The sequence below is a fragment of the Vibrio injensis genome, assembly GCF_001895205.1.
In the GTDB taxonomy this organism is placed as follows: Bacteria; Pseudomonadota; Gammaproteobacteria; order Enterobacterales; family Vibrionaceae; genus Vibrio; species Vibrio injensis.
On record NZ_BDJF01000011.1, the window covers coordinates 280,186 to 303,224 of the forward strand.

General features: G+C 45.0%; 18 protein-coding genes and 1 riboswitch. Of the genes, 8 read left to right on the forward strand and 10 right to left on the reverse strand.

Annotated features, from left to right (window positions below; translation table 11 throughout):
* Nucleotides 1-154 precede the first annotated feature (154 nt).
* Nucleotides 155-1,102, forward strand: coding sequence for a tRNA dihydrouridine(16) synthase DusC (gene dusC, locus BSR11_RS04615; RefSeq protein WP_072669294.1), 948 nt, complete (start codon nucleotides 155-157; stop codon nucleotides 1,100-1,102).
* An 87-nt stretch (nucleotides 1,103-1,189) separates the two neighbouring features.
* Here the strand turns inward: dusC and yfbV are convergent, their stop codons facing one another.
* On the reverse strand, nucleotides 1,190-1,642 hold the full coding sequence (gene yfbV / locus BSR11_RS04620) for a terminus macrodomain insulation protein YfbV (RefSeq protein ID WP_072669295.1): 453 nt from the start codon (nucleotides 1,640-1,642) through the stop codon (nucleotides 1,190-1,192).
* Nucleotides 1,643-1,992: 350 nt separating this feature from the next.
* On the opposite strand from yfbV, the gene BSR11_RS04625 reads away from it, so the two are divergent.
* Both BSR11_RS04625 and pta read left to right on the forward strand, forming a co-directional pair.
* Nucleotides 1,993-3,189 (forward strand): acetate kinase, encoded by a 1,197-nt coding sequence (locus tag BSR11_RS04625; protein WP_072669296.1) that lies wholly within the window; start codon nucleotides 1,993-1,995, stop codon nucleotides 3,187-3,189.
* A 188-nt stretch (nucleotides 3,190-3,377) separates the two neighbouring features.
* Complete coding sequence (gene pta, locus BSR11_RS04630) at nucleotides 3,378-5,522, forward strand: phosphate acetyltransferase (protein ID WP_072669297.1); 2,145 nt, start codon at nucleotides 3,378-3,380, stop codon at nucleotides 5,520-5,522.
* Between the two features lie 88 nt (nucleotides 5,523-5,610).
* Here pta and BSR11_RS04635 read toward each other — a convergent pair whose 3' ends face one another.
* The 7 genes from BSR11_RS04635 to BSR11_RS04665 form a co-directional block, all read right to left on the reverse strand.
* Entirely contained in the window at nucleotides 5,611-6,558 is a 948-nt protein-coding gene (locus BSR11_RS04635) for a glutathione S-transferase family protein (RefSeq protein WP_072669298.1), read from the reverse strand.
* A 195-nt stretch (nucleotides 6,559-6,753) separates the two neighbouring features.
* Complete coding sequence (oppF, locus tag BSR11_RS04640; RefSeq protein ID WP_072669299.1) at nucleotides 6,754-7,746, reverse strand: murein tripeptide/oligopeptide ABC transporter ATP binding protein OppF; 993 nt, start codon at nucleotides 7,744-7,746, stop codon at nucleotides 6,754-6,756.
* On the reverse strand, nucleotides 7,743-8,714 hold the full coding sequence (locus BSR11_RS04645; protein WP_072669300.1) for an ABC transporter ATP-binding protein: 972 nt from the start codon (nucleotides 8,712-8,714) through the stop codon (nucleotides 7,743-7,745). The genes oppF and BSR11_RS04645 overlap by 4 nt, the downstream gene beginning before the upstream one ends.
* A 24-nt stretch (nucleotides 8,715-8,738) precedes the next feature.
* Complete coding sequence (oppC, locus tag BSR11_RS04650; protein WP_072669301.1) at nucleotides 8,739-9,641, reverse strand: oligopeptide ABC transporter permease OppC; 903 nt, start codon at nucleotides 9,639-9,641, stop codon at nucleotides 8,739-8,741.
* A gap of 15 nt (nucleotides 9,642-9,656) precedes the next feature.
* Nucleotides 9,657-10,577, reverse strand: coding sequence for an oligopeptide ABC transporter permease OppB (gene oppB / locus BSR11_RS04655; protein ID WP_072669302.1), 921 nt, complete (start codon nucleotides 10,575-10,577; stop codon nucleotides 9,657-9,659).
* 104 nt (nucleotides 10,578-10,681) lie between these two features.
* The gene (locus BSR11_RS04660; protein WP_072669303.1) at nucleotides 10,682-12,313 is read right to left on the reverse strand and encodes an ABC transporter substrate-binding protein; all 1,632 of its coding nucleotides are present in this window, start codon (nucleotides 12,311-12,313) and stop codon (nucleotides 10,682-10,684) included.
* Between the two features lie 576 nt (nucleotides 12,314-12,889).
* Complete coding sequence (locus BSR11_RS04665; RefSeq protein ID WP_072669304.1) at nucleotides 12,890-13,273, reverse strand: DMT family protein; 384 nt, start codon at nucleotides 13,271-13,273, stop codon at nucleotides 12,890-12,892.
* 252 nt (nucleotides 13,274-13,525) lie between these two features.
* On the opposite strand from BSR11_RS04665, the gene cscK reads away from it, so the two are divergent.
* Nucleotides 13,526-14,443 carry a fructokinase gene (cscK, locus tag BSR11_RS04670; RefSeq protein WP_072669305.1) on the forward strand — a complete coding sequence of 306 codons (918 nt, stop codon included), beginning with the start codon at nucleotides 13,526-13,528 and terminating at the stop codon, nucleotides 14,441-14,443.
* Between the two features lie 80 nt (nucleotides 14,444-14,523).
* On the opposite strand, the gene BSR11_RS04675 is transcribed toward cscK, so the two are convergent.
* Nucleotides 14,524-16,164, reverse strand: a complete 1,641-nt coding sequence (locus BSR11_RS04675) for a glycoside hydrolase family 32 protein (protein WP_072669306.1) — start codon at nucleotides 16,162-16,164, stop codon at nucleotides 14,524-14,526.
* Between the two features lie 132 nt (nucleotides 16,165-16,296).
* Nucleotides 16,297-17,283 (reverse strand): LacI family DNA-binding transcriptional regulator, encoded by a 987-nt coding sequence (locus BSR11_RS04680; protein ID WP_072669307.1) that lies wholly within the window; start codon nucleotides 17,281-17,283, stop codon nucleotides 16,297-16,299.
* A 313-nt stretch (nucleotides 17,284-17,596) separates the two neighbouring features.
* On the opposite strand from BSR11_RS04680, the gene BSR11_RS04685 reads away from it, so the two are divergent.
* The 4 genes from BSR11_RS04685 to BSR11_RS04700 all read left to right on the forward strand — a co-directional run bounded on the left by BSR11_RS04685 (nucleotide 17,597) and on the right by BSR11_RS04700 (nucleotide 23,036).
* A complete protein-coding gene (locus BSR11_RS04685) occupies nucleotides 17,597-19,036 on the forward strand; it encodes a sucrose-specific PTS transporter subunit IIBC (protein WP_072669308.1) in 1,440 nt (479 codons plus the stop codon).
* Nucleotides 19,037-19,244: 208 nt separating this feature from the next.
* Nucleotides 19,245-19,342, forward strand: a riboswitch (TPP riboswitch).
* Nucleotides 19,343-19,450: 108 nt separating this feature from the next.
* The gene (thiD, locus tag BSR11_RS04690) at nucleotides 19,451-20,335 is read left to right on the forward strand and encodes a bifunctional hydroxymethylpyrimidine kinase/phosphomethylpyrimidine kinase (RefSeq protein ID WP_072669309.1); all 885 of its coding nucleotides are present in this window, start codon (nucleotides 19,451-19,453) and stop codon (nucleotides 20,333-20,335) included.
* A gap of 66 nt (nucleotides 20,336-20,401) precedes the next feature.
* Nucleotides 20,402-21,835, forward strand: a complete 1,434-nt coding sequence (locus tag BSR11_RS04695; protein WP_072669310.1) for a 6-phospho-beta-glucosidase — start codon at nucleotides 20,402-20,404, stop codon at nucleotides 21,833-21,835.
* A 199-nt stretch (nucleotides 21,836-22,034) separates the two neighbouring features.
* Entirely contained in the window at nucleotides 22,035-23,036 is a 1,002-nt protein-coding gene (locus BSR11_RS04700) for a LacI family DNA-binding transcriptional regulator (RefSeq protein ID WP_072669311.1), read from the forward strand.
* The last annotated feature ends 3 nt before the right edge of the window (nucleotides 23,037-23,039 follow it).

A 23,039-nucleotide genomic window follows, 5' to 3' on the forward strand; every position in this document is an offset into this window, starting at 1 on the left:
TTGACACAGTATAAACGTAAACCGTTGTCAGTTGCAGCCATGATCCGCGTATCACTTGCTACAATCGACAATTAAGAGGACAAAAGAGGATGACTCATCGCCCGTCAACCACTACAATCTCGCGTCTTTATTATTGGCGGTACCAATCTTTATTATGCGTGTTGTTTTAGGCCCAATGGAGGGCGTTCTGGACCATTTGATGCGTCAAATGCTCACCGAAATCAATGATTACGATTTCTGCGTCACGGAGTTTGTTCGCGTAGTCAATTTATTATTACCGGATCATGTCTTCTATCGTCTTTGTCCTGAGCTTAAACACGCTTCACGCACTCAATCCGGTACCCCCATTAAAGTCCAACTTTTAGGCCAAGAACCACAATGGATGGCAGAAAATGCCGTGCGCGCCGCTGAATTGGGCGCCTATGGCGTTGATCTCAATTTTGGTTGTCCAGCGAAAATGGTCAATAAAAGCAAAGGCGGTGCTGCACTGCTGCAACACCCTGAATTGATCTATCAAGTGATTAAAGCCTGCCGTGACGCGGTGCCCAAACACATTCCGGTTAGTGCCAAAATTCGCTTAGGATGGGAAGATCCTAATGACTGTTTTGACATTGTCGATGCGGTAACTCAGGCAGGGGCCGATGAGCTGACCGTTCATGCGCGTACCAAAGCGGGTGGCTACAAAGCCAGCGAAATTCAATGGGATTATATCGAGCAAATCCGCCAGAAAACGACTATCCCGCTCATTGCTAATGGTGAGATTTGGAATCATGCAGATGCACAAGCCTGCATGAATACCACAGGCGTTGATTCTTTGATGGTTTGTCGCGGCGCGCTGAATATACCGAATCTAGGCAACATGGTTAAATATAACCACCCACCAATGGTTTGGGCGGATGTCGTCGATTTATTATTAGCATACTCAGCGTATGAAGTACGCGGAGATAAGGGACGTTATTACCCCAACCGAGTTAAACAGTGGTTTTCCTACTTACGTCAAGCGTATCCAGAAGCGGCAGAGCTATTTAGAGAGATACGCACGCTGACTGACGTCAACGCCATCGTAAGCCACTTTCAACGCTATCGCGATCAACTGCGCTAATCGGCTCCCCAAAACAAAACACCGCGCGGCTCAATCAGCGGCGCGGTGTTATTCGTGTATATGGTCATATGACCGTCGATATCTTAGTTAAAACCAGCGCTCTAACGCCCCTTTGTCTAACTGACGAAAAGCGCGGTTAAGCACTAAAGCCAGTTCTTTATAACGGGGTTTCGCTTTGAGAGGCTCCAGCGCAAAACCCGTCTCAAGGATCTTTTGATGCAATTCACGATACCAACCAGCCAATGAAGGAGGTAATTGGGTATTCGCACGACTGCCCAACCACCAAATACCTTGTAAAGGCAAGCTGATCGCAAATAAAGCGATGACGATAGTTTGCGGCATAGCTTGGAGATTGTGAAAACTCATTTGAGTCAGAACACTAATCGCCGCAATGGCTGGCATCACTTTAATGCCAAAACGAGTCGCTTTGATAATACGTGCTTCGGGAAACAGTAAATTGAGCTCTTTACGCATTGGCCAGGTATCCATGTACTTTTGGCCATCTTTTAAACTATGGATGATTCCTGCTCTGTTGGCCATACCCTTTCTCCTTCACTGTTGATGAACCTTAGACTAAAAAATAGTTTAATGATTCAACAAATGGCGTAAAAATTTGACGAAAGCTAATATTGTTTCAAATTTTTTTTGTTATACTGAGCTATTATCGCTATCCTCTGCGGACTCTCAATCTTATTGTTGCTGTTATTTACAATTTAGGCAACCGTAAGACGAAATCAGCATGGAATGCGTCGACGATTATACTGATTCAGTCACGTCCCTATTATACGGATATTCACCGTGTTATTGATCAAGATTAGTTCTCACTTTTTACGGGTTCAGCTATTCTTGTGGTTAAATTTTATCCTAACTGATTATACAGGTAGTTATACATGTCCAAGCTAGTTTTAGTTTTAAACTGCGGTAGTTCTTCGCTAAAGTTTGCGGTTGTTGATGCAGAAAACGGTAATGAGCATCTCTCCGGTCTTGCAGAATGTCTGCACCTTCCTGAAGCGCGCATCAAGTGGAAACTTGATGGTAAACATGAAGCCCAATTAGGTCATGGCGCAGCTCACGAAGAAGCGCTCGCATTTATGGTTGATACCATTCTTGCTTCAAAACCTGAACTAGCTGAAAACCTTGCAGCTATTGGACACCGAGTGGTACACGGTGGTGAGCAATTCACTCAATCTGCTTTAATCGATGATTCGGTATTAAAAGGGATTGAAGATGCTGCAACTTTCGCTCCTTTGCATAACCCTGCACATATCATTGGTATCAATGCGGCTAAAAAAGCTTTTCCAGCGCTGAAAAATGTTGCTGTATTTGACACTGCATTCCACCAAACCATGCCTGAAGAAGCTTACCTATACGCACTACCTTACCATCTTTATAAAGAGCACGGTATCCGTCGCTATGGTATGCATGGAACTTCTCACCTATTTATTGCTCGTGAAGCCGCTGAGCGTTTAGGTAAACCTGAAAATGAACTAAACATCATTAACTGCCATCTAGGTAATGGTGCTTCAGTTTGTGCCATTAAAAACGGTCAATCGGTTGATACTTCAATGGGCTTAACACCACTTGAAGGTCTAGTCATGGGTACTCGTTGTGGTGATATCGATCCTGCGATCATTTTCCATCTACACGACGCATTAGGTTACTCGGTTGAGCAAATCAACACGATGCTAACCAAAGAGTCTGGCCTACAAGGCTTAACTCAAGTAACTTCAGACTGCCGTTTTGTTGAAGATAACTACGGTGAAAAAGAAGAAGCGACTCGCGCAATGGACGTATTCTGCCACCGCCTAGCGAAATATGTTGCTGGTTACACTGCAAGCCTTGATGGCCGTTTAGACGCTATCGTCTTTACTGGTGGTATCGGTGAAAACTCGGGTCCAATCCGCGAAATGGTTCTAAATCGTTTAGCGATTTTTGGTATTGAAGTCGATAGCGCCGCTAACCTCAAAGCTCGCTTTGGCGGTGAAGGTGTGATCACCACAGCAAACAGCCGCATCCCTGCAATGGTTATCTCAACCAACGAAGAGCTGGTGATTGCTGAAGATACTGCGCGCTTAGCAGGCATCTAATTGTCCTTGTAGGCGACTCTTCCTTCCTTGCCGATAGTGTTACTTATCGGCAAGGTTTATCTAGCGTCTCAAGATGTAGCCTATTTTTTAGGGGCTCAAGACCTATTCTTACGGAATACGGCGTTGGGCTTTGTTCCTTTCAATCTAACTCATTTAGATTGTATCGATAGTGTTGAGGTACTTTACGTATGTCCCGTACTATTATGCTTGTCCCAATCAGTGCCGGTGTTGGTTTAACCAGCGTGAGCATGGGCCTTTTACGCGCCATGGAGCGTAAAGGTGTAAGCGTTTCTTTTTACAAACCAATTTCACAGCCACGTAGCGGTGGCGATCAGCCAGATTTAACATCAACCATTATTCGTCATAGTAGCGATATCAAAATTGCAGAACCAATGGCCATGTCAGCCGCCGAAGCACTGATTGGCGGCGAAAAAATGGATGTACTACTGGAAACGGTTGTTGAACGCTATAACCAAATTATTGTTGATGCCGAAGTCACGTTAATCGAAGGTTTAGTTCCGACACGTAAGCATCCTTTTGCCAACCAAGTTAATGCAGAGATTGCTAAAACGTTAGGCGCTGAAATTGTTTTCGTTGCCACGCCTGGGACTGATAATCCAACTCAGCTCAAAGAGCGTATTGAAGTCGCTTGCTCTAACTTTGGCGGCACTAAGAATAAAAACATCTCTGGTGTGATTATTAACAAACTCAATGCGCCAGTCGATGATGCGGGTCGTACTCGTCCCGATTTGTCAGAGATTTTTGACGATGCCGATGGTGCAAAACAGGCCAACCTTGAAGTAATGCAAATCTTCAACAGTAGCCCAATTCGTGTACTCGGCTGCGTGCCATGGAGCATTGACCTTATCGCGACTCGTGCGATTGATATGGCGAAGCACTTAAATGCTGAAATCATTAATGCCGGTGAGATCAACAGCCGTCGTATTAAGAGCATTACTTTCTGCGCTCGCTCTATTCCAAATATGATCGAGCATTTCAAGCCTGGTTCACTGTTAGTAACATCAGCAGACCGTCCAGATGTGATTGTTGCTGCTGCACTTGCTGCAATGAATGGGGTAGAAATTGGTGCGGTATTGCTAACCGGTGGTTATGATATTCCTCAAGAACTCGTATCACTCTGCAAGCCAGCTTTTGACACTGGCCTACCGATTTTCAAAGCGCAAGGCAATACTTGGCAAACCTCATTGAACCTACAAAGCTTTAGCCTTGAAGTTCCAGCGGATGATAAAGAACGCGTTGAGTTTGTCAGTGAACATGTTGCTAGCCACATTGATGGCCCATGGATTGATTCGCTTACTGAAGGTACACAAGCAACACGTCGCTTAAGTCCACCAGCGTTCCGTTACCAGCTAACTGAATTTGCTCGTCGTGCTAACAAACGTATTGTGCTACCCGAAGGTGATGAGCCACGTACCGTTAAAGCCGCTGCGATCTGTGCAGAACGCGGTATTGCAAAATGCGTACTGCTTGGCAACCCAGAAGAGATCAAACGCGTTGCTGCTCTACAAGGCGTTGAGCTTGGTGCTGGTGTGGAAATTATTGACGCCGAAGCCGTTCGTGAAAATTACGTTGCCCGTTTGGTTGAGCTGCGCGGCGCGAAAGGCATGACAGAAGTCGTCGCCCGTGAAAAACTGGAAGATTCGGTATTCCTCGGCACCATGATGCTTGAAGCGAATGAAGTCGATGGTCTTGTTTCTGGTGCGGTTCACACTACAGCCAATACTATTGTTCCACCATTCCAGATCATCAAAACAGCACCGAACGCTTCAATCGTCTCTTCCGTGTTTTTCATGCTGCTGCCTGACCAAGTTTTGGTTTACGGTGACTGTGCGATTAACCCAGATCCAACCGCTGAACAATTGGCGGAGATCGCGATTCAATCGGCAGACTCTGCGGCTGCATTCGGTATTGAGCCTCGCGTCGCGATGATCTCTTACTCAACAGGTACATCGGGTAAAGGCGCGGATGTGGATAAGGTGCGCGAAGCAACACGTATCGCACAAGAAAAACGTCCTGATTTAATCATTGACGGACCTCTGCAGTACGACGCTGCCATCATGGAAAATGTCGCGGCTTCTAAAGCACCAAATTCTCCAGTTGCAGGTAAAGCAACGGTGTTTATCTTCCCAGATCTGAACACGGGTAACACCACTTATAAAGCAGTACAGCGTTCAGCGGATCTGGTTTCTATCGGTCCAATGCTGCAAGGCATGCGTAAGCCAGTGAACGACTTATCACGTGGTGCTTTGGTTGACGATATCGTCTACACCATCGCGTTGACCGCGATTCAAGCAGACCAAGAGCAAAAATAATTGAGATAATGATTGCTCAAGGTTAATGAAAACAAAAAGCCCTCGATGTAATTCGAGGGCTTTTTTAATCATGACGACCAAATGTCGATTAACTTAACTGTTCACGACCATGAGCACTATCAAGATCAAGTTCTGGACCTATTGGCACCACTTGCGTTGGGTTAATCATGCTATGGCTAAAATAATAATGCCGCTTAATATGATAAAAATCCGTCGTTTCACGCACTCCCGGATGCTGATACAACTCTTTAAGATAACCATTAAGATGAGGATAATCAGCAATCCGTCGCTTATTGCATTTAAAATGACCCACATACACCGCATCAAAACGAATCAAGGTCGTAAACAACCGCCAATCCGCTTCAGTTAACACTTTTCCAGCCAAATAACGATGCGTTGCCAAATGTTGTTCGACCTTATCTAAAGCAGCAAAGAGTGCTTCATACGCTTCTTCATATGCTTGCTGGGTAGTAGCAAAACCACAGCGATAAACGCCATTATTAATATTGGGATAAATAAAAGCATTCCAATCATCAATGACTTCTTGCAATGCCAATGGGTAATAGTCGGTATCATTGCCAGTTAATGAATTAAACGCCGAGTTAAACATTCGGATAATATCCGCAGATTCATTACTGACGATGGTTTGGGTTTGTTTATCCCATAATACTGGCACAGTAACTCGTCCGGTATAATCTGCTTTGGCTTGGGTATAGAGTTGATGCAAGAAACGATGGCCAAATAAAGGTTCGGGGATCCCAAACTGCCAACCATGGCTAAGCATATCAGGGCACACGACCGTTACGTCAATGTGGTCAGTCAGCTGTTTTAACTCTCGAAAGATCAACGTGCGGTGCGCCCATGGGCAGGCTAAAGAAACATACAGATGATAACGACCTGAATCGGGAGTGAATCGAGCATTCGGTGTGTTTTCTATCCAATGGCGAAAGCCTGCGTCTTCACGCACAAATTGCCCATCACTCTGTTTCGTATCGTACCAAACGTCCTGCCATTGGCCTGCGACTAGTCTACCCATGCTTGACCTCTCTCTTTACGTATTTCGTCACTCAGTATTGATACGCTAGTATAAAATGAAGCCGTAAGAAGAGAACCGTAGGGAATTGGCCTAGATGTTCAAAATTTTTGATGGGGAAGCAAATAAAACCATTTGAATATCACCCCGAAAGACGATCTATCTTTCGGGGTGATGTGGTAGAGATGGGCCTTGAGGCTATATTTCGACGTGTAGGCACGACACTGCGTGAATATCATTACCTTTTATTTGCGGTTTGGTTTGCGCACATTCTGCCGTGGCTTGTGGGCAACGGGTGCGGAATACACAACCAGATGGAGGATTGATCGGCGAAGGCAGATCCCCTTCTAACATCTGAATGGTTTTGCTGCGCTCTTTCTTAGGATCAGGGATCGGTACTGCCGACATCAAGGCTTTAGTATAAGGATGGAGCGGATTGGAGAATAGAGCTTCCGAAGTACCCAGCTCAACCGCATTACCTAAATACATCACCAATACCCGATCGGAAATATGCTTTACTACCGACAAATCATGAGCAATGAACACCAGAGACAAGCCCAGCTCTTTTTGCAACTGCTGCAATAAGTTAACCACCTGAGCCTGAATCGACACATCCAGCGCTGAGACAGGTTCATCACAGATGATCATTTTCGGATTTAAGATCAACGCACGAGCAATACCAATACGCTGACATTGCCCTCCTGAAAATTCATGAGGATAACGGTTAATCACGTTCGGCAACAAACCGACTTTGGCCATCATCTCTTTAACGCGATCTTTCACTTCTTGCTTGGATAGCTCAGGGTAAAAGGTTTGTAGTGGCTCAGCGATAATATCGCCCACCGTCATCCGTGGGTTGAGTGATGCTAATGGATCTTGGAAAATCATCTGAATATCTTTACGAGTATTGCGTCGCTTAACAGCATTCAGACGGGTTAAGTCTTGCCCTAACCAAACCACTTGCCCTTCAGTCGCTTCGACTAGACCAATGATTGCCCGCGCAAAGGTCGATTTACCGCATCCTGACTCACCGACCACGCCTAGGGTTTCCCCTTCGTACAAACGCACATTCACGCCATCGACCGCTTTCAGTGTGAATGGTTTTGCCCATGGCCACGGTGATTTAGCTGGAATGCTAAAATGTACTTTGAGATCTTGCACATCCAACAATAGGTTGTTTGCTACTTTCATTTATTCCATCCCTCCCAATCCGAAAAACAGGCGCGCTGACGATTATCGGCAAAAGTCAGCAGCGATGGTGCCTCACGTTTACAACGATCGGTCACCCGATGACACCGCTCTTGGTAAGGACAACCAGGTGGTAGACGTAATAAATTCGGTGGGTTACCCGGAATGGTCGGTAAAATATCCCCTTCTGTATCCAAACGAGGAATGGCTTTTAATAACCCTTCTGAATACGGATGACTTGGATTATAAAAAATATCGTCCACTTCAGCGTATTCCATGGTCCGTCCGGCGTACATGACCAGCACTTTGTCACATGAGCCAGCGACAACACCCAAGTCATGAGTAATCATAATGATCGCGGTATTAAACTCTTTTTTCAGCTCATTAAGTAAATCCATGATTTGTGCTTGGACAGTCACATCCAGTGCGGTCGTTGGCTCATCGGCAATCAGTAGTTTTGGACGGCACAACAGCGCCATCGCAATCATCACTCGCTGACGCATACCACCAGAAAACTCATGGGGATACATGGTAATCCGATTACGGGCTTCGGGGATTTTTACTGCATCGAGCATACGCACAGACTCTTCAAAGGCTTGAGCCTTACTCATGCCTTTATGCAGCATTAACACTTCCATCAACTGATCGCTGACTTTCATGTATGGGTTGAGCGACGTCATGGGATCTTGGAAAATCATCGCAATTTGTTCTGCGCGAACTTTGTTCAATTCACGCTCGGGCAAGTTTAAAATTTCTCGCCCTTCAAATTTAGCACTGCCACTGATCTTTCCATTTTTGGCCAGCAAGCCCATTAAAGCAAACACAGTTTGCGATTTGCCAGAACCAGACTCACCGACAATGCCTAAGGTCTCACCTTGTCGCAAAGAGAAAGTCAAATCATTGACCGCAGTGACCACGCCATCCCGAGTCGAGAACTCAACTCGCAGGTCTTGAACATCTAATAAGTTCATTATCTATTCCTTAGCTAAGTTGGGTTATCGGTCTTTAGGATCGAGCGCATCACGCAGCCCATCACCGACGTAGTTAAAACAAAACAGAGTGACGATCATAAAAGTAGCCGGGAAGATAAGTTGCCATATCGCGACTTCCATCGTGTTAGCCCCCTCTTGCAATAATGCCCCCCAACTGGTCATCGGCTCTTGAACCCCTAAACCAAGGAAAGAAAGAAATGACTCGGTTAAAATCATACTCGGGATCAGTAGCGTTGAGTAGACTGCAACAATACCCAGTACGTTCGGCACAATATGACGAGTAATGATTCGCCATTGACTGACACCACAAACATGTGCGGCTTCAATAAACTCTTTACTACGTAAACTTAACGTTTGCCCGCGAACAATCCGTGCCATATCCAGCCAAGCAATCGCACCAATAGCAACAAAGATCAGCACAATGTTACGACCAAAAAAGGTGACGAGAACGATAACCAGAAACATAAAAGGAATCGCGTATAAAATTTCCAAAACACGCATCATCACTCGGTCGGTACGACCACCAATAAAACCAGAAGCCGCGCCATATAAAGTACCAATCAGTACCGCAACAAACGCGCCCATAATGCCGACCATTAAGGAGATCCGGCCACCAATTAAGGTCCGGACAAACAGATCTCGCCCTAAGGCATCAGTGCCAAACCAGTGAGTTGCCGAAGGGGCAGCATGCATGGCATACCAATCCGTTTCATCGTAACTAAAATTAGCTAGCATCGGCCCAAACACCACCAGTAAGGTGATGAAGCATAAAACGCACAGACTCGCCATTGCTGCTTTGTTGCGCATAAAACGCACACGAGCGTCTTGCCATAAACTACGACCTTCAATCTCAAGATTTTCGGTAAATTTCTCTATGGCTTGTAAATGTTCTTGTTTCTTTAACATGCTTTCGCCCTCAAACTAGTAGCGAATTTTCGGGTCGATATAAGCCAGAAGAATATCGACAATCGCGTTAAATAAGATAAATAAGAAACCAATCAAAATGGTGATTCCCATCACTAAGGAATAATCTCGGTTAAATGCCGCGTTAACAAACAAACGACCAATCCCGGGTAAACCAAAAATAGTTTCAATGACCACCGAACCGGTGATGATGCCAACGAAAGCAGGCCCCATATAAGAGACAACCGGCAGTAAAGCGGGTTTTAACGCATGTTTAAACACGATATAGCGATAACTTAATCCTTTGGCTCGAGCGGTACGAATAAAATTACTGTTTAGGGTTTCAATCATCGAACCACGGGTGATTCGAGCAAAAGTCGCCACGTACAACAGCGACATACCAATCACTGGTAACGCCATATATTTAAAGGATCCATCGAGCCAGCCACCAGCCGGAAACCAACCTAATTTGATGGAAAAGACATAAATTAATACCGGCGCTAATACAAAGGAAGGCATGACGACCCCCAGCATTGCGGTCGACATAATCGTATAGTCTATCCAAGTATTGTGCTTTAACGCCGCAATCGTACCAATCGAGACACCGATAATAATGGTAAAGATAAACGCCGCGGCACCAATTTTTGCCGACACGGGCAGTGAACTCGCGACCAACTCATTCACGGTATAATCTTTATATTTAAACGAGGGACCTAAGTCACCACGCAAAATATTACCGAGATAAGTGATGTACTGCACCGAAACAGGCTTATCTAGACCATATTTAGCATTGATATTGGCCATAACTTCTGGTGGTAAGGGGCGCTCACTAGAAAACGGATTTCCCGGTGCAAAACGCATGAGAAAGAAAGACAGGGTGATCAATACCAACATGGTTGGTATTGCCTCAAATATCCTTTTTACGATGAATTTAAACATAAACTCACTCTTTCCAATCTGTGATAATAAAAAATACAAACGACACTGCATGCACTATTACGTACATGCAGAGTCGAACAACAGGTGGTTTAACCACTCAATTATTATTTCGCTATGAGGTAAAGATCTTTAGTGTAGATTTTTTCTTCAGCGTTATTACTCGGGAAGCCACCGACCTGTGGTGATAACAAACGAGATTTAACATATTGATAGATAGGGGCAATCGGCATATCACGTGCAAGCAGTTTTTCTGCCTGAGCATAAATCGCCTGACGCTCTTTTTCTGAGGTTGTCGCCATGGCTTTGGCCATTAAAGCATCGTACTCTTCGTTATGGTATCTTGGGTCATTCGAGCTGTTGCTTGACTTCATCAAGGTCAAGAAAGATGACGCTTCATTGTAGTCACCACACCAACCAGCACGAGTTACGTCAAAGTTACCTTCACGGCGTGAATCAAGATAGGTTTTCCACTCTTGGTTCTCTAAAGTGACATTAACGCCAAGACCTGAACGCCACATCGATTGAATCGCAGTAGCAACTTTACGGTGGTTTTCTGAAGTGTTGTACAGCAAGTTAAAGCGCAGTGGATTGCTGCGATTATAACCCGCTTCTTCTAGTAATTTTTTCGCTTCGGCCAAACGTTGCTGTTGAGTCATTTTGCCGTACGCTGGCATCTCTGGTTGGAATCCAGCGGTAATTTCTGGCGTTAAGAAATAAGCTGGCTTTTCACCTTGCCCCATAATCGCATTGGCGATGACATCACGATCAATAGCAAAAGAGAGTGCTTTACGAACTCGCACATCATCCAAAGGCGGTTTTTGGTTATTGAAACCATAGTAGTAAGTGCATAAGCTTCCTACGACTGAAACCGAATCAGCGTGATCACGTTGTAGGCGGCGGAAATGTTCAATCGGCACTTCGTTGGTAATGTGAATCTCGCCAGATAAGAAGCGATTCATCTCTGCGACTTGGTTTTCAATCGGTAAAAACGTGACTTTGTTAATCACTGTTTTTGCATCATCCCAGTAATTGGGATTGCGTTTTAGCTCTAAACGCTCATTGACCACCCAGCGGTCCAACATATAAGCGCCATTGCTGACATAATTACCCGCGCGAGTCCACTCATCACCATGTTTCTCTACCGTCCCTTTGTGGACAGGTTTCATTGTGGTATGGCCAGTCATCATCACGAAATAAGGCAGTGGCGTATCCAATTCAACCACCAAAGTATGATCGTCTAATGCTTTAACGCCTAGTGTAGAGCTGGCTTTTTCTCCGGCAATGATCTCTTTCGCGTTTTTCATCTTGGTGTATTCCATATACCAAGAATAAGGCGAGGCGGTAGCAGGATCGACCGCTCGCTGCCAGCTGTAAACGAAATCTTGCGCAGTGACAGGGTCGCCATTCGACCATTTCGCATCTTTACGTAGATAAAACGTATAAGTTTGGTTATCGGAGGTTTCCCAACGCTCGGCAACACCAGGAATGGTATTACCATCAGCATCTTGGTTAACTAAACCTTCGAGCAAGTCACGAATCACGTGCGATTCTGGTACGCCTTCGGTTTTATGCGGATCGAGAGAAGCAACTTCAGTGCCATTACCACGGATAAGCTCTTGAACAGGAGCAAGTTTAGTCCCTGCTGGAACATCAGCAGCGAGCGCAGAGAAAGAGGCCGTAGCGACAGTTAAACCTGCGCCAAGTAACAAGGCTTGTGTGATTTTATTTTTGTACATGCATAAACTCCAAGTTTTTATTTTGCATCCATGACTCTTTATTAAGCCTTCAGAACGGCCTGAATGAGGTGGCTTAGCGCAAAAACCAAGCAATATAACCTAGACCTAATAAAGAATTTCGCACATTAGCAATCATCGAAGTAATTTGCCAATAAAATGTAAAGCTAACCAATGATATCCTTAACCCACATCAATTATTAGGCAATTACTCCAATATAACGCCGTACCGCTGCGCGTTTGCGGTTACGCCCTAGTGACTAATAAACGACCACTTACTTAACCGGACGCTTTTTAATCGACAAGGGAAACAATCTTTAGATAAGTCGGGCATAAGCACTGCTTGAAACCCGATTAGCAGTATCTTTCGCCGTCAATTTAGCAAAAAATTAACATTTAAACAGTAGAACGTCTAACTTATTGTAATAATCCCCTGTTAAAGCCCTGCGTTCTGTGAAGAGGGTCACTACCTTGCACTAAGCTGATCATATTGCCCCATCACATTGCATTCACGGCAAGAATTATTACTACAAAATCGATTGGTTGGAACCACTGTGGCGATACTCAGATCACAAGCAGTTAACCCATCGTACGGGTTAGTATTTCAAGTATTTGGGGGCGAAAAATAAAAAATACCGCGCCAAGTAAGCACAGTCCTGCCCAGACAAAATCCAAGCGGAAAGGCTCTTTCATATAAATCAGCGCAAAAGGCACAAACACCGATAAGGTAATCACCTCTTGTAATATCTTCAGCTGGCCTAAATTCATCACCGTGTAACCAATACGATTGGCGGGTACTTGAAACATATATTCAAATAGGGCGATTCCCCAACTGATCAATGCAGCAATGATCCAAGGTTTATGGGCTAAATCTTTTAGGTGGGCATACCAAGCGAAGGTCATAAAAACATTACTGATCAATAACAGACCAATAGTGACCAGCATCGGTGGTAGAGCAAACATGATGAACTCTCCGGATCAAGTAGAAAAACCAGCGCAGTTTGCGCTGAGATTTTATTCTCGTCAATCTGTTCAAGCGTAATTTCGAACCAACTGGGAACGATACCGAAATGTAAACTAAAAATCTTAACTTTACCTCGTATATTTATAGATGATCACATTTCAAGAAGCGAAATATTCTACTATTCAGTTGCCTCTTTTTACTCCCTAGCCCATCAGCTAAACTGGAACAAACCATTATCTGGAGAAATAACAATGAATAAAATTTGGGTTACAGGGGATGCTGTCGTTGATTTAATTCCCGAAGGCGACAAGCATTACTTAAAATGCCCCGGAGGAGCCCCTGCCAATGTTGCCGTGGCTATTGCAAGATTAGGTGGCCAAAGCGCTTTTTTTGGTCGAGTCGGGAACGATCCCTTTGGTCGATTTATCCAACAAACGTTAACAACGGAACAAGTCGATTGCCAACATCTTATTCTCGATGAGCAGCAACGAACCTCAACCGTGGTGGTTGATCTGGACGACTCTGGTGAGCGTAGTTTCACTTTTATGGTCAAACCGAGTGCCGATCAATTCCTACAGCCAAGAGATATCCCAAACTTTAAACAAGGTGACTGGTTACACGCTTGCTCTATTGCTCTGGCTAACGAACCAAGTCGCAGTAGCACATTTGCAGCTATAGAACGAATTAAACAAGCTGGCGGTTATGTCAGTTTTGACCCTAATTTGCGCGAAGAAGTCTGGCAGAATCCGGATCAAATTATCGAGGTCGTGATGCAAGCGGTCAGTAAGGCTGACGTGGTGAAATTTTCTGAAGAAGAGCTGACATTTTTAACTCAAACCAACACCATTGAACAAGGATTAAATGTCTTAGCTCCCCTCTCCCTACCGTTGGTGGTTATAACACAGGGGGCCAAAGGGGCTCTCGTGGTAAGAAACCAACAGCAAGAGATCGTCACTGGTAAAGTCGTACAACCTATCGACACCACAGGAGCAGGCGATGCATTTGTCGGTGGTTTGTTATACCAATTAGCCACAAGCCATCACTGGCAAGAAAATATTACTCAAGCCATCCAATGGGCACATGGCTGCGGGGCATTAGCCACCACTCAAAAAGGAGCGATGACGGCTTTGCCTAACCAGCAAGCATTACTTGAGTTTATTAACTGCTAGGGTCTGTTTATCTTTCGAGCTGATTTTTGCCGCCATCGCGGAGCCTAAAATAACGGCTGTTGAACCAACAGCCGTTAAATTTAGTGGGCAAAAGGACTAATGGTTGCCTGAAGAGGAAAATAATCCGCTTCAACCTCAGCGCCGAATAAAGCGATTTGCGTAGCATCCGGCGCGGTAAACACGCGGCTACTCATCACTTGCTCTCCTTGATTGATAAAGATTTCAATCGACGAATGATCAACCAGAATGTGTAAATCAACCCGCTGAGTGGTCAGACTGATTTCTCGTATCGTATCCCCTTGACGGATCTCAGTGTGACTGCGATCTAAGCGTAAAGTGTGGCTCTGTTCATCTAGGGATAACACCACTTGCTGATGACGATTTTTCATCAGATGTAGCTCACTCCCCCAAGGTAAAATAACCTGTAGCTCATAACTTTTACCGCCAATGTCGATACCCTGCTCGGTCAAATGTAGTGAGCGTTTTTCGCCACGTAACTGAGTGAGTTCACGAATCGGGCTCTGTATCACGCAACCATTTATCCACCGTAACTCACGTAACGCGGTTAATTGGTGGATCCAGCCATCAGCACAACTAGGATGATCAATCTCGTCTGGTAACCCCATCCAGCCACAGAGAATACGTCGTCCATCTGGTGTCAGTGCCGTTTGCGGCGCATAAAAATCAAAACCGCTATCCAGCTCCCAACCCTGTAAAAACTGTAACTGTCCTTGCTGATTGTCGGCAACGGTGAAAATTCGATTGTGGTGTTCAATGGTGTGATGAGGATTGGATGAGCGGATACCTTGTGGACCAAAAACAACCAAGCTTTGGCCATCCAGTTCAAACATATCTGGGCATTCCCACATATAACCATAAGGCGCTAATTCTTGACCATACAATCCATCAAATTGCCAATCGTGTAAGTTATCCGAATGATAAACGGCCAAACAACCCGATAATTGCTGAGTTTGCGCGCCGAGCAGCATCTGCCAGCGACCCTGTTTATACACCACTTTAGGATCGCGAATATGCTCAGTAACTCCATCTGGTAGTGTGCGGATAACCGGGCCTAGTTTAGTGAAACCACCTTCAGAGTCAGCTTTGGCAATACACTGCATGGTCTGCCGCTGTCTATCCTGTCCTAATCGAGTATTTCCGGTATAAAACAGCCACAAATCGTCACCATCACTGACTGCATGACCGGAAAATACACCGTGACTGTCAAACCAGTCAGATGGCGTTAAAGCAATCGAATGCCAACGCCAGTTGATAAGATCTTGGCTTTTAAGTAGCACCCAATACTTATCTTTATGCTGGCAAGCAAACGGGTGCCATTGATAAAACAGATAATATTCACCCTGATGATAAACAAAACCGTTGGGATCATTAAGTAAACCTTGCGGGGGAGAAATGTGCCACTGCGGACGATAGTGACTTGCTATCGCCAAGGAGCAAGCTTGAGCACGCTTAAGCTGGCGCTCTGCAATAGAGCGTCCAACAACCACTAACTCTTGCTCAGAAATAACCGCTGGATCCATTTGATTGGTAGTAGAAAGTTGCCACTCTCCTAATACCTCTTCCAGTACAACAGTGGTAGGCAGCGGCTGCTTAACAAGTTGTCGATTATCTACCGCAACCGTGACCCAGCCTTGAGGGGCTAAAATACGGGTAACATTGGTGATTCCGCCAGCGAGCTCAATCAGAGTATCAAGATTCATTGCCTTTCCTAACCTTATTCGGGAACGTTCTCAAAATATAAGAGATAAACGCTTAAAGCAAGTTTTTACCTTAGATAGCTGGCATTATAAATTATCAATGTGAGATATAGCGCGATCGAATATAATCGCCATTTAACAAGTCTCACGCTCAACGTTTTGGAACGTCAGCACCACTTTACTCATTTCTAAACCTTGACCAGCGATGCGATCAAGCAGCATCTTCGCGGCATTTTCTCCTGCTTTATCAAAAGCATAATTAAAGGTAGATAGACTTGGAGTACTGACATAAGCCAACTCATCATTACCGACCCCCAATATTTTCACCTGCTGACCCGCAATTCGACCGCTCTCATGCAGGGCCTTAATGGCCCCAATCGCTAAACGATCAGTTGCACAAAATAGCCCATCAAGTTGTGGGAAATCTTTTAGTTGCTGCTGAGCTAACCGATAGCCAGACTCAATCGAAAAATCGCCTCGTGCATGAAACAATAACTGACGTTGATGAAGGGCTAATGACTGCTCAAGCCCTTGCGAACGAAGGACATCTACCGCCACATCATCACTTTGCACACCAATAAAGCCAATATGCTGACACCCAGCGGCAACTAATCGGTTACCAGCTTCAAAGCCAACACGTAAATCATCATGCACGACACTCGGAATATTGTATAAAGAGCCATCCTGCCCCACTAAAACGACCGGAACCACCGATTGCTGAATAGCTTGAACTAAGCTTTGATCAAGGTGAGTCGCATAGAAGATGATTCCCTCTACCCGCTTCTGATTAAAAATTTGTATATATTCTAATTCTTTAGCATGAATTTGATGAGTGTTAGCCAGCAACACATGCTTGCCTGCTTGTTCAAAAATGGCGGTCAAACCATCAACACCTTGCGCGGTAGCATGAGAAGAAACTCGAGGCACAATCACGCCAATTAAATTGGTCTTTTGTGATTTAAGATCTTTAGCGACCTGATTGACCATATAACCACATTCAGCAACAGCTTTTAACACCTTGATTTTTGTAGATTCTTTTACACCATACTCGTCATTCATCACTCTTGACACGGTCGATTTTGATACCCCAGCCAAACGAGCTACATCATGCAAACTTGCCATTTTTTCTTATTCCATCATTACATTGGGATTGATTGCAAAATCACTGCGCTATTATCGCTTTTATTACGTGATTCTGCCTTTGTTTTATTCATTATCACGGTAGATTTTGGCGATCCTATTCACAGATCTATTGATTTCCTTTTGACCTCTAGCCAATTGTTGATGATTATTACACTTGCAAACGTTCCCAACAAATAAAACATAACGATTGAAACTACGCACTACCCAAACAACTTGAAATTACAGACAAATAACATCGCCGTCGCTTCAAGTCGCAAGGGATACCTATTATTCACAATAACCGGGGTGAGTTATGAACTATCCAGTCATAGCAAAACAACTTATTGAGCTGTTGGGTGGCAAAGCCAACATTCAAGCACTCGCACACTGTGCCACTCGACTTCGCTTAGCGATCAATGATGAATCACTGATTGACGAAAAAGCCATTGAAGATCTCGATGGTGTAAAAGGTCAATTTAAGGTTGCAGGTCAGTACCAAATTATTTTCGGTTCAGGCATTGTTAACCAAGTTTATGCTGAAATGGCCAAGTTGACGGGCCTTGCTGAGATGTCCACCAATGATGTGGCTTCAGCTGGTGCACAAAAGCAGAATATTGTCCAACGTGCAGTGAAAGGCTTATCGGATATTTTCGTTCCCATCATCCCAGCGATTGTCGCGGGGGGCTTATTAATGGGTCTTTATAACCTATTAACGGCACAGGGTTTATTTATCGAAGGGCAATCACTGATTGACGCCAATCCCGGTCTGGCTGATTTAGCGAGTATGATCAATACCTTCGCCAACGCCCCTTTTGTTTATTTACCGGTTTTATTGGCTTTTTCTGCCTCACGTAAATTTGGCGGTAATCCTTTCCTTGGCGCAGCTTTAGGCATGCTCATGGTTCACCCTGATCTTCTCAATGGCTGGGGATTTGGTAGCGCTTCATTAACTGGTGATATTCCTACTTGGAATATTTTAGGCTTAGAAATCCAAAAAGTCGGCTATCAGGGCTCGGTATTGCCCGTCTTAGTCGCTACCTTTATTCTGGCTAAAGTAGAAAATGGGTTAAGAAAAATCATCCCTTCAGTACTTGATAACCTATTAACGCCAATGCTAGCCATTTTTATCACTGGTTTTCTGACCTTTACTGTCGTCGGTCCTTTAACTCGTGATGTCGGATTCCTGTTAGGCGATGGCTTAAACTGGATGTATGAATCAGCGGGCTTTATCGGTGGCGCATTATTTGGCTTCGTCTATGCACCATTTGTAATCACAGGCATGCACCATAGCTTTATTGCCATTGAAACTCAGTTGCTTGCTGATATCGCTATCACCGGTGGTACGTTTATTTTCCCTATCGCAGCCATGTCTAATGTGGCGCAAGGTGCTGCTGCTTTAGCCGTAGGATTGACCACCAAAGAGACTAAAATGAAAGGGATAGCGGTCCCCTCTGGCGTCACCGCGTTATTAGGTATTACTGAACCAGCGATGTTCGGGGTTAACTTAAAACTGCGTTATCCGTTTATCGCAGCGATTTGCGGAGCCGCTATCGCCAGTGCCTTTATTACTTTATTTACCGTAAAAGCACACGCTCTAGGCGCAGCGGGTTTACCGGGGATTATCTCCATCAGTCCTGATAAAATTGGCTACTACGTGGTCGGTATGGTCATCGCCTTTGTTGCGTCATTTGCTCTCACCTTGTTGCTCGGTATGCGTGAAAAAGCCAAACTAGGTGCTCGTGCTAACGCGTAAGGTATCCCCCTTAACTGCAAAAAAGATTAAGACGCTTGAAATACCCAAGCGACAAATAGAGAACAGTTAATCTTACGCTTTGCCCGCTCTTTGAGTGGGTATTTTTTATCGATTGATTGTTATTTTAATGCTTGCTATAACACCCGTTAGCACTTACACACGACTTAATGTGACAGATAGACGACAACGTTAAGTATGCAAGATTGCACCCATATAGTCGGGGAGCCTTAAGGCTGAGATCGCATTGCGAGACCCGTTGAACCTGATTCAGTTAGCACTGACGTAGGGAACTATTAACACCAATAACGATGTTACTTACAAAGACAACGGGGCGCACACTCGATTGCTCTTAGGTGACATTGACCATTTTGGTCCCATTGGTCAGTTCCTATGCGTCATCTGTAGGAGCCTGTCATGACCAACACCTTATCTGCTCTTTCATCCATCCCAATCGTATTAACTATTGCTGGCTCAGATAGCGGCGGCGGTGCGGGGATCCAAGCCGATATCAAGGCCATTTCCGCCACGGGTAGCTATGCTTGTAGCGCCATTACTGCCATCACCTCACAAAATACCCTTGGGGTAACGGCAATTTTACCGATTGCCATTGAACACATTGCCAGTCAACTGGATGCGATTTTTAGTGACTTTACCGTGGCAGCGGTAAAAATTGGTATGCTGGCTGACAGCCAAATTATCCATATCGTCGCTGAAAAACTCCGCCACTATCAACCCAATATTATTGTGATTGATCCTGTGATGGTCGCCACAAGCGGTGATGCATTACTTGCCGATCAAGCCGTCAACGACTTAAAGCAGCAGTTATTACCACTAGCCACTGTTATCACGCCTAACTTACCTGAAGCTGCGGTATTAACTGGCTGTACGATACCAAAACACGACCAGCAACTTGATGAGATCATCGCAGCATTACAGACTTTGCCAAGCCAAGCGGTGCTGCTTAAAGGTGGCCACTTTATTGCATCAGCAAATAGTCACGATTGGCTGATCTGCGGCTCGCGGGTGACGTGTTTTTCAGGGCGAAGAATCCACACCAGCAATACTCATGGTACAGGTTGTACCCTTTCGGCGGCGCTTGCTTCTTACCTCGCGCAAGGCTTAAGCCTTGAGCAAGCCGTAACGCGAGCAAAACATTATATCTCGCAAGCCATCTTACATGCTGACCAGTTGCACGTAGGTAAAGGCCATGGGCCAGTACATCATTTCTATGCGCTTCACAGCAAAAATGGTATCGATAATAAAAAATTGGAACCGGTTACAGAAACCGGTTTCAATTGAGTAAAAAACGATCTAGACTAGCCACAGATTAAGCCTATTTCTGGTAAAATTATTAAGGGGTAACCTATGACACAGTACAGTTTTCCGAAAGATTTTCTCTGGGGCGGCGCAGTAGCGGCTCACCAAGTAGAAGGTGGCTGGAATAAAGACGGTAAAGGCGTGAGTGTGGTTGATGTGCTTACTAAAGGGGCGCATGAAGTACCGCGAGTGATCACCGATAGCGTAGAATCCGATCAGTTTTATCCTAACCATGAAGCGATTGATTTTTATGGACGTTATAAAGAGGATATCGCGCTATTTGCTGAGATGGGCTTTAAATGCTTTCGCACATCGATTGCTTGGACACGAATTTTTCCGAACGGCGATGAAGCCACACCTAACGAAGCTGGGCTGCAATTTTATGATGATTTGTTTGATGAGCTATTGAAATACGGCATTGAACCCGTCATTACCCTCTCGCATTTCGAAATGCCGAATCACTTAGTGAAACAGTATGGAAGTTGGGCGAATCGCCAAGTGATCGACTTTTTTGTGAAATTTAGCCAGACCGTGATGGAACGCTATCAACACAAAGTTAAATACTGGATCACTTTTAATGAAATCAATAATCAGCGTAACTGGAAGCTGCCGATTTGGGGATATTGCAACTCAGGGATGATCTACACCGATTACCCAAACCCTGAACAGATGATGTACCAAGTGCTGCACCATCAATTTGTTGCCAGTGCACAAGTGGTCAAATTAGGTCATCAAATAAACCCTGATTTTAAAATCGGTAGCATGATCCACATCATGCCGCTCTACCCTGCCACTTGTCGTCCAGAAGACGTATTACTCGCACAAGAGCTCATGCGCGAAAAGTATCTATTTAGTGATGTTCAAGTGCGTGGCTACTACCCAAGTTATCTGATTAAAGAATGGCAACGTAAAAATATCCAAATCGATATTGCCCCTGGGGATGAGCAAATTTTACGTGAAGGCTGCGCTGATTACCTCGCGATCAGCTACTACATGACCAATATTGTCTCAACCCAGAAAGAGGAAGGACAAACCACCTCCTTATTTGAAAATAGCCGTCTCAATCCATATCTACCTGCTTCTGATTGGGGTTGGCAAATCGATCCCGACGGTTTACGCGTTGCCCTATCTGAACTGTATGAGCGTTACCAAAAGCCGATTTTTATTGTCGAAAATGGCCTTGGCGCGATTGATGAAGTACAAGCGGATGGTTCAATTAATGATGATTATCGAATTAACTATCTCAGCGAGCACATCAAAGCGGTGGCTACCGCCATTAACTACGATGGTGTTGACGTGATGGGCTACACGCCTTGGGGCTGTATTGATTGCGTGTCGTTTACCACTGGTGAATACAAGAAACGTTATGGTTTCATCTATGTCGATAAGCACGATGACGGTACGGGAACCATGGCGCGCTCGAAGAAGAAAAGCTTTTACTGGTATCAGCAAGTGATTGCCAGTAACGGACAAATTATTTAATTACATCTATACCCAAACCACTTACCGTTGCCGCTAGGCGGCAAGTGAGTAAGTCCCCATGAGCATAAATAGACTATGTGATTGGGGCGAACGAACGTAGCCAACACCCCTGCAGCTTCAAGTCGGAAGGGTATACACTCACCAGCCCTTTGCACGCTCAAGTGACAAAGGGCTGGATCAGTTAGGAGTAATCGTTGTCATGGCCACCATTAATGATGTATGCAAAGCCGCCGGAGTTTCTAAAGCAACCGTATCACGAGTGCTGAACGGCAATGGCCAAGTAAAAGAATCTACCCGCCAAGCGGTTCTTGCTACCATGCAACAACTCGGTTATCAACCCAATACCTTGGCGCAAGCGCTGGCCACCAATACCTCTCATGCGATTGGTTTAAGCTTACCGCATTTTCAAAGCAGCTATTTTGGTAGCATTCTGCATCATGCCGAACAAGGGGCTCAGCAAGCGGGCAAAAAATTGCTGGTAGTGAATGGTAAAAATAGTGCTCAAGGTGAGCGAGAAGCGCTGCAAACATTGGCGAATCAACGCTGTGACACGATTATGATCTATAGCCGCCATTTAACGGAAAGCGAGCTAAGTCAGTGGCAACAAACGCATGCCATACCGCTCGTGGTATTAAATCGACACTTTTCTACTTCAACAATAGCAAGCTTTGGCTTAGATCAAACTCAATTAGCGACCCTTGCTATGCAGCACTTATTAACCCTTAACCATCGAGCGATTGCTTGTATTACTTCACCGCTCAACAGTGAAACAGGACAGCTCCGCTTCGCCGCTTATCAGCAGCAGCTCGCGCAATCTGATATTGACCCCAAGCCTGATTTGATCGCCGAAGGCGATAATAGCCTTAACTCGGGCTACCATGCTACCCAGCAGCTACTCACTCGAGGTGTCCACTTTAGTGCGATTTTTGCCTGTAATGATGATATGGCGATTGGCGCCATTCGCGCTTTACATGAGCACGGCCTGCACGTACCACGGGATATTGCCGTTGTTGGTATTGATAATGAACCTGCAGCGGCCTACGGCATTCCAAGTTTATCAACCGTAGCGCTGCCGATTGTCGAGTTAACTCAGGCTGCCACACAATGCGCGGTGATGCTTGCTAATAAGCAGCCAGTGACCTCATTGCATCATACTTATCTTGGCCAGTTAATCGTGCGTGAGTCGTCACTGTCCGCTTAATTT